The organism is Buttiauxella agrestis ATCC 33320, from assembly GCF_000735355.1.
Classification (GTDB): Bacteria; Pseudomonadota; Gammaproteobacteria; order Enterobacterales; family Enterobacteriaceae; genus Buttiauxella; species Buttiauxella agrestis.
Map to the genome: position 1 here is coordinate 1 of NZ_JMPI01000067.1, position 11,435 is coordinate 11,435.

Annotated in this window: 7 protein-coding genes; 4 read left to right on the forward strand and 3 right to left on the reverse strand. The window is 53.0% G+C overall.

Annotated elements, in window-relative coordinates; translation table 11 throughout:
• Positions 1 to 9: 9 nt before the first annotated feature.
• Positions 10 to 2,091, reverse strand: a complete 2,082-nt coding sequence (gene malQ / locus GBAG_RS18955) for a 4-alpha-glucanotransferase (protein WP_034499183.1) — start codon at positions 2,089 to 2,091, stop codon at positions 10 to 12.
• Between the two features lie 9 nt (positions 2,092 to 2,100).
• Positions 2,101 to 4,503, reverse strand: a complete 2,403-nt coding sequence (gene malP, locus GBAG_RS18960) for a maltodextrin phosphorylase (RefSeq protein WP_034499186.1) — start codon at positions 4,501 to 4,503, stop codon at positions 2,101 to 2,103.
• 376 nt (positions 4,504 to 4,879) lie between these two features.
• Between malP and malT the strand changes: the two genes are divergently transcribed.
• On the forward strand, positions 4,880 to 7,588 hold the full coding sequence (gene malT, locus GBAG_RS18965; RefSeq protein WP_034499189.1) for an HTH-type transcriptional regulator MalT: 2,709 nt from the start codon (positions 4,880 to 4,882) through the stop codon (positions 7,586 to 7,588).
• Between the two features lie 92 nt (positions 7,589 to 7,680).
• Here the strand turns inward: malT and glpD are convergent, their stop codons facing one another.
• Positions 7,681 to 9,189 (reverse strand): glycerol-3-phosphate dehydrogenase, encoded by a 1,509-nt coding sequence (gene glpD, locus GBAG_RS18970; RefSeq protein WP_034499192.1) that lies wholly within the window; start codon positions 9,187 to 9,189, stop codon positions 7,681 to 7,683.
• Positions 9,190 to 9,383: 194 nt separating this feature from the next.
• Between glpD and glpE the strand changes: the two genes are divergently transcribed.
• The 3 genes from glpE (at position 9,384) to GBAG_RS18985 (ending at position 11,390) form a co-directional block, all read left to right on the forward strand.
• Positions 9,384 to 9,713, forward strand: a complete 330-nt coding sequence (gene glpE, locus GBAG_RS18975; RefSeq protein WP_034499194.1) for a thiosulfate sulfurtransferase GlpE — start codon at positions 9,384 to 9,386, stop codon at positions 9,711 to 9,713.
• 65 nt (positions 9,714 to 9,778) lie between these two features.
• Positions 9,779 to 10,609: a rhomboid family intramembrane serine protease GlpG gene (gene glpG, locus GBAG_RS18980; RefSeq protein WP_034499196.1), complete on the forward strand. Its 831-nt coding sequence runs from the start codon at positions 9,779 to 9,781 to the stop codon at positions 10,607 to 10,609.
• A 22-nt stretch (positions 10,610 to 10,631) separates the two neighbouring features.
• Complete coding sequence (locus GBAG_RS18985; protein WP_034499201.1) at positions 10,632 to 11,390, forward strand: DeoR/GlpR family transcriptional regulator; 759 nt, start codon at positions 10,632 to 10,634, stop codon at positions 11,388 to 11,390.
• Positions 11,391 to 11,435: the final 45 nt, after the last annotated feature.

Genomic DNA, 11,435 nt, shown 5'->3' on the forward strand with positions numbered 1-11,435 from the left:
CGTTAAAAGTTATCTCTTCTTACGTCGCTTATCCAAATCCTTCAGCAACTTATTCACTTCTTCGTCTGCGAACATCGCCTCAAGCGAAGTCGATAACTTGCGTCGCCAGTTTTTATACTGGTAGCTGGTGCCCGGAATGTTCACCGGCTCCGCCATCCCCAACCAATCTTCCGGTTGCAGACCCAACAACGCACTGTTGCTGTCGGCAATGTAACGCTGCATTCCGCGATTAAGTGTTGGCGTCATCGCCATCAGCGAGGCTTTGTGCCCGGCACGTTTTGGCAGACAACCATATTCATGCAGTCCATCCAGCAAACCTTGTTTGGCGCGTTCGCGATCCTTATACAGCTCGGTCAACATCTCTTCATCAGGATATAACCCCAGCGTTTTACCCAGCGTCAAATCACCGCTTTCCCAGTAGCCGCGCAGCGTAGGTAAATCGTGGGTCGTCGCCACCGCCATGGATTGTTTCGGCCACGATTTCGGGGCGCGGAACTGTTTTTCCTGATCGTGCTCGAAATACAACACTTTGTACGAGTAAACACCGCTGTCACGCAGCTTGCCGACGATCTCAACCGGCACGGTTCCCAGATCCTCACCGATCACCATGCAGTTATGGCGCTTACTTTCCAGCGCCAGGATCGACAGCAGATCGTCAACGGGATAATGCACGTAAGCGCCTTTATCGGCAGTTTCGCCGTAAGGGATCCACCATAAGCGCAGCATCGACATTACATGGTCAATGCGCAGCGCGCCGCAACTGGTCATGTTAGAACGCAGCAGTTCGATAAACGGTTGATAGGCGCGCGCGGTAATCACGTGCGGGTCCATCGGAGGCAACCCCCAGTTCTGGCCGAGCGGGCCAAGAATATCCGGTGGCGCACCGACCGAGGCTTTCAGGCAGTAAAGCTCACGGTCACACCAGGTTTCCGAACCGCCTTCTGCCACACCAACCGCTAAGTCGCGATACAAACCAATCGGCATTTTGAAGCCCTGGCTGGTTTGCCAGCACGCATCAAACTGCACATAGGCCAGGTATTGCAGCCACAGATAGAAATTCACTTCATCACTGTGTTCGGTACAAAACTCTTTCACTTCAGGGTTGTGCGCGTCACGGAAACCTTCTGGCCACACCGGCCAGCCCCAACGCATTTCATCTTCTTTAACCTGATAAGCATGCAGCGCATCAAACGCCGCCTGGTAATACAGGCTGTCGCCACCTTCCTGGACAAACTTCTGGAAGGCAACAACTTGCTCATCACGTGCACCACGCCGCGAGAATTGCTTCCACGCCATGCGTAATGCGGCCATTTTCAGCACGGTAACGGTGGCATAATCCACCCACTGTGTGTCGCGGACTTCGCTCAGCATTTGTTGCGTGACCGGCATTTTCCACCAGTCTTGCGCTTCATCACTAAGTAAGAAGTCATCAACCGCGTTCACGTCGATATAAATCACGTTCAACCAACGGCGTGACGACGGGCTATACGGACTGGCACTTTCCGGGTTCGCCGGATACAGCGCGTGGATTGGGTTCAGGCCGATAAACGAACCGCCCCGTTTTGCCACATCCACCAGCATGCGCTGCAAATCACCGAAATCACCGATTCCCCAGTTATGTGCCGAACGCAGTGTGTAAAGCTGCACACACGCGCCCCATAGCTTTTCATCACGCAGAAGTGCCGCGGATTCGTAACAACGTTTCGGCGCCACAATCACGCGGCATTGCCAGTGGTGTTCATTCTGGCTGACCATGAGGTCGTGATAGCCTTCCGGCAGCGCGGCGGGCAGCGTCAGTTTTTTACCCGCCAGCGCATGCCCTTTATGTTGCTTACCGTCTTCGGTGGTTAACTGCCAGTTGTAATCGCCGTTACCTTCCAGCATCGTCGCCATGCGGGTGCCCGAAGTGAACACCAGTACATTTGCCACTGGCGTCACCGCCACCTTTTTCACGGCGGTGGGACGGCTCATGGCTTCCAGCAAACGCTGCTTGGTATCCGCAGGAATGGCCTGCGGTTTGCCGTGGGCGTTAATGTAGTTGGGGCTAATTCCCGCCTCGAGGGCGGCGTTATCAAGACGTTTGCTGTCCATCGCGTTCCCTTAGCGTTTTGCCTGCCAGATGCGTTGCTGATAATCACGGATAGAGCGATCGGAGCTAAACATGCCGCAACGCGCCGTGTTCAGAATCGCAGCGCGAGTCCATGCTTCCTGGTCGAGATACAGTGCATCCGCCAATTTTTGCGCTTGCGCATAAGCGGTAAAATCTGCCATCACCAAATACGGGTCGCCGCCTTGTTTGCCGATGCTATGTAGCATCTGGTCGAACGCGTGTTTATCGCCGTCGGCGTAAATACCTTTCTCAAGCTCTTTGAGCACGTCATCCAGCGCTTTATCTTTCTTGCGCCATTTCACCGGGTCGTAGCCTTTGGCTTTCAGCGCTTTCACTTCTTCCACGGTGTGGCCGAAGATAAAGATGTTTTCCTCGCCCACTTTCTCGGCGATTTCGACGTTCGCGCCATCCAGCGTGCCGACCGTCAACGCGCCGTTAAGTGCCAGTTTCATGTTGCCGGTGCCGGATGCTTCTTTACCTGCGGTAGAGATTTGCTCGGAAATATCAGCCGCCGGGATCATCACTTCCGCCGCAGAAACGCAGTAGTCCGGCAGGAACACCACTTTCAACTTGTCGCCAACCACCGGATCGTTATTGATTGCGTGCGCCACTTTGTTGATCGCAAAGATAATGTTTTTCGCAAGGTAGTAGCCCGGTGCGGCTTTAGCACCGAACAGATACACGCGTGGCACGCGGTCAGCCGTCGGATTTTCGCGGATTTCTTTATACTGCGCGAGAATATGCAGCAGGTTCAGGTGCTGGCGTTTGTATTCGTGCAGGCGTTTGATTTGCACGTCGAACAGCGCATCCGGGCTGATGATAATGCCGGTGCGAGCTTTGACGAACGCCGCCAGTTTCACTTTGTTCTGGTATTTGATGTCGCGGTATTCTTTGCGGAATTTTGCGTCGTCGGCATATTTTTCCAGCCCTTCGAGCACATCGAGATCGTTGGCCCACTCTTTCTTCAATTTCTTATCAAGCAGAGCAGCCAATGCCGGGTTGCATTGTTTAATCCAGCGGCGCGGCGTGATGCCGTTGGTAACGTTATGGAATTTGTTCGGCCACAGTTGGTGATATTCCGGGAACAAATCTTTCACCACTAAATCGGAGTGCAGCGCTGCCACACCGTTTACCGCGAAGCCACTCACCACGCACATGTTCGCCATGCGAACTTGTTTGTCGTGAACCACCGCCAGTTTTGCCCACACGGCTTCATCGCCCGGCCAGGTTTTGTCCACCAGCTTTTTAAAGCGAGCGTTGATCTCATTGATAATCTGCATGTGTCGCGGCAACAGCGCCTTCACCAGCTTCTCGTCCCAGCACTCCAGCGCTTCAGGCATCAACGTGTGGTTGGTGTAGGCGAAGGTTTTGCTGGTGATGGCCCATGCGTCGTCCCAGCTCATCTGGTGCTCGTCGATCAGCACGCGCAGCAGTTCTGGAATGGCAATAGTCGGGTGCGTGTCGTTAAGCTGAATAACTTCGTAATCGGCCAGCTCAGAAATCTTACGACCCGCCAGATGGTGGCGGCGTAAAATATCGCCCACCGAGCATGCACACTGGAAGTACTGCTGCATCAAACGCAACTTCTTACCGTTCAGATGGTTATCGTTCGGGTAGAGCACTTTCGTCAGTTTTTCGGCGTCGATACCCTGTTGTTCTGCTTTCAGGAAATCGCCGTCGTTGAATTTCGTTAAATCAAACGGATGCGCGTGCTTTGCCTGCCACAAACGCAGCGGTTGCGCCACGCCGTTACGGTAGCCAAGCACCGGTAAATCCCAGGCTTCACCGTGGAAAATAAACGCCGGTTCCCAGCGCACGGTTTTGCCGTCTTTAATCACTTTACCACCGACGCCAACCTGCACGTCGAGTGCCGAGTTATGCTGGAACCACGGATAGCTTCCGCGCTTCCAGTCATCAGGCGCTTCCATTTGATGACCATCCTGGAAGGACTGGCGGAACAGGCCGTACTGGTAATTCAGGCCGTAACCAATCGCCGATTGCCCAACCGTAGCCATGGAATCCAGGAAGCACGCCGCAAGACGCCCTAACCCGCCGTTCCCCAATGCCGGGTCAGTTTCTTCTTCCAGCAGGTCAGTAAGATTGATATCAAACGCTTTGAGTTCGTCAGCCACGTCCTGATACCAGCCGAGGTTCAGCAAGTTATTGCCCGTCAGGCGGCCAATCAGGAATTCCATCGAGATGTAGTTTACGTGGCGCTGTTTCTTCTCTGGTTTCGCAACAGGCTGTGCCGCCAGCAGTTCTGCCAGCGCACCGCTGACGGCGTGCCACCATTGTTGCTGAGTCATTTCGGAGGCGGAATGCAGCCCATAACGCTGCCACTGACGTGTCAGTGCAGCCTGAAATTGTGCTTTATTGAAGGTCGTCTGTGACATAGTGACTCGGGTCCTGTGAGGTTCTAATTTCATTACCCGCTAGTGTGCCGGGTGCCCTGGGCTAATTCCTCCTCCTGAGGGGGATTACGGAGGGAGGAGTAGCGGGGAGTAGCTGAAAATGTGATCGCCGCCACTTAAAGTTAGGTGCTCTTGCCAGGAATGCCCACCAGTCCTGACTTCTCCATGTCCGACAGTAACTATTCCAGATGGATTCATCTAATGAATAGAATTGTGAGCAGGAGCAACTTACAACGTCTGAAACCCTGAACAATCTTGCAATCACCCTCAATCTGAACGACTTTGTAGTAAGTATTAATTACGAAGCGTAAAAAAAATCACATTCGTACATATCTCATACACAGTGAAGTGACAGACCATGCTGATTCCCTCCAAATTAAGTCGTCCAGTACGCCTGGAAAATACAGTGGTCCGCGACCGGCTATTGATGAAATTATCAACAGCCAATAACTATCGACTGGCACTGATAACCAGCCCGGCGGGCTATGGAAAAACAACGCTAGTTTCGCAGTGGGCGGCAGGGAAGAATGAACTCGGTTGGTACTCCCTTGATGAAGGCGATAACCAACAAGAACGTTTTGCCAGCTATTTGATAGCGGCAATTCAGCAAGCAACGGCTGGTCACTGTGTTACCAGCGAAGTGATGGTACAAAAACGCCAGTATTCGAGCCTGACGGCGTTATTCGCCCAGCTATTTATTGAAATGGTGGAATGGCATCGTCCGCTATTTTTAGTCATTGATGATTACCATCTAATAACTAACCCTGTCATTCATGAAGCGATGCGCTTTTTCATCCGCCACCAGCCAGAAAACCTGACTCTGGTGGTGCTGTCACGCAATTTGCCGCAGTTGGGCATCGCTAACTTACGCGTGCGCGATCAGTTGCTGGAAATCGGCAGCCAACAGCTTGCTTTTACTCACCACGAGGCGAAGCTGTTTTTCGACCATCGTCTGAATTCCCCCCTCGAACACGTCGACAGCAACAGTCTGTGTGACGACGTCGCAGGATGGGCGACTGCGCTGCAACTCATCGCGCTTTCCGCCAGGCAGAACAGTAACTCTTCGGCGCATCATTCCGCGCGCCGTCTTTCTGGTATTAACGCCAGCCACTTGTCTGACTATCTGGCCGATGAAGTGCTGGATAATGTCGATGCGCAAACCCGTAATTTCCTGCTGCGCAGCTCGATTCTGCGTTCCATGAACGATGCGCTGATTGTGCGCGTCACCGGCGAGGAAAATGGCCAGATGCGACTGGAAGAAACCGAGCGCCAGGGTTTGTTTATTCAGCGTATGGACGACAGCGGTGAGTGGTTCCGTTTCCACCCGCTGTTTGGCAATTTCTTGCGCCAGCGTTGCCAGTGGGAACTGGCGACTGAATTGCCGGATATCCATCGCGCCGCAGCCGAAAGCTGGATGGCGCAAGGCTTCCCGAGCGAAGCTATTCACCACGCGCTGGCCGCAGGCGATGCAACTTTGCTGCGCGATATCCTCCTCAATCATGCCTGGGCGTTGTTTAACCACAGCGAACTCACGCTGCTGGAAGAATCGTTAAAAGCGCTGCCGTGGGAAAGTTTGCTGGAAAATCCAAAACTTGTCCTCCTGCAAGCATGGTTGATGCAAAGCCAGCACCGCTACAGCGAAGTGAACACGCTGCTGGCCCGTGCCGAGCAAGAAATGAATGTCGTGATGGACGACACCATGCACGGTGAATTCAATGCGTTACGCGCTCAGGTTGCCATTAACGATGGTAATCCTGATGAAGCCGAACGCCTGGCGATGATTGCCCTCGACACGCTGCCGCTTGCCAGTTTTTATAGCCGCATTGTGGCCACATCCGTCCACGGCGAAGTGCTGCATTGCAAAGGTGAGCTGACCAAATCGTTGTCCGTGATGCAGCAAACGGAACAAATGGCCCGCCGTCATGACATGTGGCACTACGCGTTATGGGGTTTATGCCAGCAAAGTGAAATTCTGCTGGCACAGGGGTTCCTGCAATCGGCCTGGGAATCCCAGGAAAAAGCCTTTGCGCTTATCGAAGAGCAACACCTTGAGCAACTTCCGCTGCATGAGTTTTTACTGCGTATTCGTGCGCAGCTACTGTGGGCGTGGTCGCGGCTGGATGAAGCCGAAGCGACAACGCGCAGGGGTCTGGAAGTGCTTTCCGGCTACCAGCCGCAACAGCAATTACAGTGTCTGGCGCTATTAGTGCAATGTTCGCTGGCGCGAGGCGATTTAGATAACGCACGTAATCACCTGAACCGACTGGAAAACTTACTCGGTAACGGTGCATTCCATAGCGACTGGGTTTCTAACGCTGACAAAGTCCGGGTGATTTACTGGCAAATGACGGCAGATAAAAAATCTGCTGCCAACTGGCTGCGTCTGACGCCGAAGCCAGAATTTGCCAACAACCATTTCCTGCAAAGCCAGTGGCGTAATATTGCCCGCGCACAAATTTTGCTGAGTGATTTCGAACCGGCTGAAATGGTGCTCGAAGAGTTAAACGAAAACGCCCGCAGCCTGCGTTTAATGAGCGACCTCAACCGCAACTTGCTACTGCTGAACCAGCTTTACTGGCAAGCCGGGCGTAAAAGCGATGCCCAGCGCGTGCTGCTGGAAGCGTTGGCGCTGGCGAACCGCACCGGGTTTATCAGTCATTTTGTGATTGAAGGGGAAGCGATGGCGCAGCAATTACGCCAGTTGATTCAGCTCAACACGCTACCTGAATTAGATCAGCATCGCGCGCAGCGTATTTTGCGTGAGATTAACCAGCACCATCGCCATAAGTTCGCCCACTTCGACGAAAACTTTGTTAACCGTTTATTGAATCACCCTGAAGTGCCGGAATTAATCCGCACCAGCCCTTTGACTCAGCGCGAATGGCAAGTTTTAGGCCTGATTTATTCAGGTTACAGCAATGAGCAAATCGCGGGTGAACTGGATGTCGCAGCCACCACGATTAAAACGCATATTCGTAATTTGTATCAGAAGTTGGGCGTCGCGCACCGCCAGGATGCGGTGCAGCATGCGCAGAAATTACTGAAGATGATGGGCTACGGGGTTTAAATTACCCTCACCCTAGCCCTCTCCCTGAAGGAGAGGGTATAGAACGGTTTTCTCCCTCTCCTGGGGAGAGGGTCGGGGTGAGGGCTACCGACTCACGACGCTAATGACAAATGCGCCTTACCGTTACGCTTTCCCAGCCATTGCGCGACTCGCTCCTGCTGCTCTTTCGTAAGCCACATCCCTAATTTGGTACGACGCCAGATGGCATCATCAACGCTACGCACCCACTCGTGTTCCACCAGGTAACGCAACTCGGCTTCAAAAAACTCGTGTCCGAAATCTTCGCCTAAATCGCCAATGCTGGTCTTTCCTGCCAGAATCAAATCGCTATTGCTACCGTAAGTGCGTGAGAAACGGCGGGCCAGGCTTTCGGTCAGGAAGGTATAACGGCGGCGCAGCTGTGCCGCGTAATCATCGCGATCGCCCTGAATATCACCACCGGGTAAGGTGCTGCCTTTTGTCCAGGCTGGCCCCATTTTTGGGTAATAACCTTTCAGTTTTTCCAGCGCATGTTCAGCCAGTTTACGGTAGGTTGTCAGTTTGCCGCCAAATACCGACAACAGCGGCGCTTTGCCCTGCTCGTCATGGATATCGAGCGTGTAATCACGCGTAATTGCCTGCGGTGAATCAGATTCATCATCGCAAAGTGGGCGCACGCCGGAGTATGTCCAGACGATATCTTCGCGGCTCAGCGTCTTTTTAAAATGCGCGTTATAGGCATTCAGCAGGTAGTTGATTTCGTTATCATCAATGTGAACATCTTTCGGATCGCCCTTATATTCCACATCGGTAGTGCCAATAATAGAGAACTCATCCATCCACGGAATGACGAACACAATTCGCTTATCTTCGTTTTGCAGAATGTATGCCTGCTTCTGGTTGTGCACGCGCGGCACCACGATATGGCTGCCTTTGATCAGGCGGATGCCATATGGCGAAGGCAATTGCAGGCCATCGTCAAAGAAGTTTTTCACCCACGGGCCGGTAGCATTCACCAGGCCACGAGCACGCCAGGTAAAGGTTTCACCGGTATCAATATCCTGCGCTTCCACAACCCACAGGCCGTTTTCGCGACGCGCACGAGTGGCGCGGGTACGCGTTTTCACCTCGCCGCCTTCGCGCGTCACCATCTGCGCGTTCGCCAGAACCAGGCGAGCATCGTCTACCCAGCAGTCAGAATATTCGAAACCGCGCACGATATTCGGTTTTAGCACTGAATCTGCGCCAAAACGCAAACCGGTAGACGCCGGTAAACTGGTGCGTTTACCCAAATGATCGTACATAAACAAACCGATACGAATCATCCACGCCGGGCGTAAATGCGGGCGGTGCGGCAAACGAAAGCGCATCGGGAAGGCAATGTGCGGAGCCATGTTCAGCAGCACTTCGCGCTCGGCAAGTGCTTCACTCACCAGGCGGAACTCGTAATGCTCAAGGTAGCGTAGGCCGCCGTGGATAAGCTTCGAGCTTTGCGACGAGGTGGCGCTGGCTAAGTCCTGAGCTTCAAGCATCAACACGGATAAACCACGGCCTGCAGCGTCAGCGGCGATACCTGCCCCGTTAATTCCTCCGCCAATCACAATCAGATCTTTAGTTTCCATGTTGCCCTCACACGCTTTCGTTAAAGTTCAAATATGTTCGTTATCGCTCATACTAGCAAGACTACGCGCGGTTTGTAACGAAAAAAAAACATTACTGCGTGATATGGATAACATAATGGCGTTAATATCAGCGGCCAGAGGGCAGATTCCCTTAATATGGCGTAAGCCAATTTAATAAAATTACGAGCAAATCCATGGAAACGTTTGAGTGTATTGGTGTGGAAGAAGCGCACCAGAAGTTGCAGCACAACCTGGCTGTATTAGTTGATATCCGCGATCCGCAGAGCTTTGCGATGGGCCACACGCCGGGCGCGTTTCATCTGACTAACGATCGTTTGGTTGCCTTTATGCAGCAAACCGATTTTGAAACGCCAGTGATGGTGATGTGCTATCACGGCAATAGCAGCAAAGGTGCGGCGCAATATCTGCTGCAACAAGGTTATGACCAGGTGTATAGCGTCGACGGTGGTTTTGACGCATGGCATCGCCATTTCCCGGCAGAAGTAGAACACGGCGCGTCTTAAGTCGTCAGGAAATGGTGGCGTTGCAGGTATAATCATTTTTTTTATACGGATTTAGTTGAAACCTTATGATCATGATTACCTCGTTTGCCAACCCGCGAGTCGCGCAGGCATTTGTCGACTATATGGCGACGCAGGGGATTATCCTCACGATTCAACGGCATGAGCAAAGTGATATCTGGCTGGCGAACGACAGCCAGGAATCCCATGTCCGTGCCGAGCTTGAACAGTTCCTCGCGAATCCCGGTGATGCACGTTATCTGGCGGCAAGCTGGAACACGGGCCACACCGGCAGCGGCTTGCAGTACCAGCGCTACCCTTTCCTCGCCACCATTACTCAGAAAGCCGGGCCATTCACTATGGTGATTATGGCTGCCTGCGTGCTGGTTTACCTGATGATGCAGGTGATGGGCGATCGTGCCGTCATGACCTGGTTAGCCTGGCCGTATAAAGAGAGTTTGCACTACGAGCTGTGGCGCTACTTCAGCCACGCGTTGATGCACTTTTCTATTATGCATATCGCGTTTAACTTGCTGTGGTGGTGGTATCTCGGCGGCCCGGTAGAAAAGCGCCTCGGCAGCGGTAAACTCATTACGTTGACGCTCGTTTCAGCGCTTCTGAGCGGTTTCGTGCAGGCGAAATTCGGCGGCCCGCTGTTTGGTGGCTTATCCGGTGTGGTATACGCATTAATGGGTTATGTCTGGCTGCGTGGCGAACGTGACCCCGACAGCGGCATCTACATGCAACGCGGCCTGTTAGCGTTTGCGGTATTGTGGATTGTGATAGGATTTTTCGATGTTTTAGGAATGTCTATCGCCAACGCTGCACACATCACCGGCCTGGTTGTTGGCCTGGCGATGGCGCTGGTTGATACAATGCATGCGCGAAAACGAACATAGCATTTCAGGAGAATAAAACAGCGTGAAGCAAACACAACGTCATGATGCGATTGTCGAACTGGTTAAAAAACAGGGTTATGTCAGCACAGAAGAGCTGGTTGAGCAGTTTGCGGTTAGCCCGCAAACCATTCGCCGCGATCTCAACGATCTGGCTGACCAGAACTTGATCATGCGCCACCACGGAGGCGCGGCACTGCCTTCAAGTTCTGTGAACACACCGTGGCATGACCGCAAAGCGACTCAAACGGCGGAAAAAGAGCGCATCGCGCAAAAAGTTGCCAGCCAAATCCCAAATGGCGCGACGCTGTTTATTGATATCGGCACCACGCCAGAAGCGGTCGCTCATGCGTTGCTAAACCACAGCAATTTGCGCGTCGTGACCAACAACCTGAACGTGGCGAATACGCTCAAAGTTAAAGAAGACTTCCGTATTATTCTGGCGGGTGGCGAGTTACGCAGCCGCGACGGCGGAATTATCGGCGAAGCGACGCTCGATTTTATCTCTCAGTTCAGGTTGGATTTCGGCATTCTGGGGATCAGCGGCATCGATGGCGACGGCTCGCTGCTGGAATTTGATTACCACGAAGTTCGCACCAAGCGCGCGATTATTGAAAACTCGCGCTGCGTCATGCTGGTGGTGGATCACTCTAAATTTGGCCGTAATGCGATGGTGAATCTTGGCAGTATTAGCCTTGTCGACCAGGTTTATACCGATATGATGCCGCCCGCAGGTGTGATGCAGGTGATTGCTGAGAATAACGTGCAACTGGAGTTGTGCTGATATTTGCTTGAAAACAACCCTCACCCCGGCCCTCTCCCTGAGGGA

Bases quoted from the DNA above. Each gene is read 5' to 3' on its own strand.
- glpD (WP_034499192.1), bottom strand. From the start codon at position 9,189: ATGGAAACTAAAGATCTGATTGTGATTGGCGGAGGAATTAACGGGGCA.
- glpG (WP_034499196.1), top strand. From the start codon at position 9,779: ATGATCATGATTACCTCGTTTGCCAACCCGCGAGTCGCGCAGGCATTT.
- glpE (WP_034499194.1), top strand. From the start codon at position 9,384: ATGGAAACGTTTGAGTGTATTGGTGTGGAAGAAGCGCACCAGAAGTTG.
- malP (WP_034499186.1), bottom strand. From the start codon at position 4,503: ATGTCACAGACGACCTTCAATAAAGCACAATTTCAGGCTGCACTGACA.
- malQ (WP_034499183.1), bottom strand. From the start codon at position 2,091: ATGGACAGCAAACGTCTTGATAACGCCGCCCTCGAGGCGGGAATTAGC.
- malT (WP_034499189.1), top strand. From the start codon at position 4,880: ATGCTGATTCCCTCCAAATTAAGTCGTCCAGTACGCCTGGAAAATACA.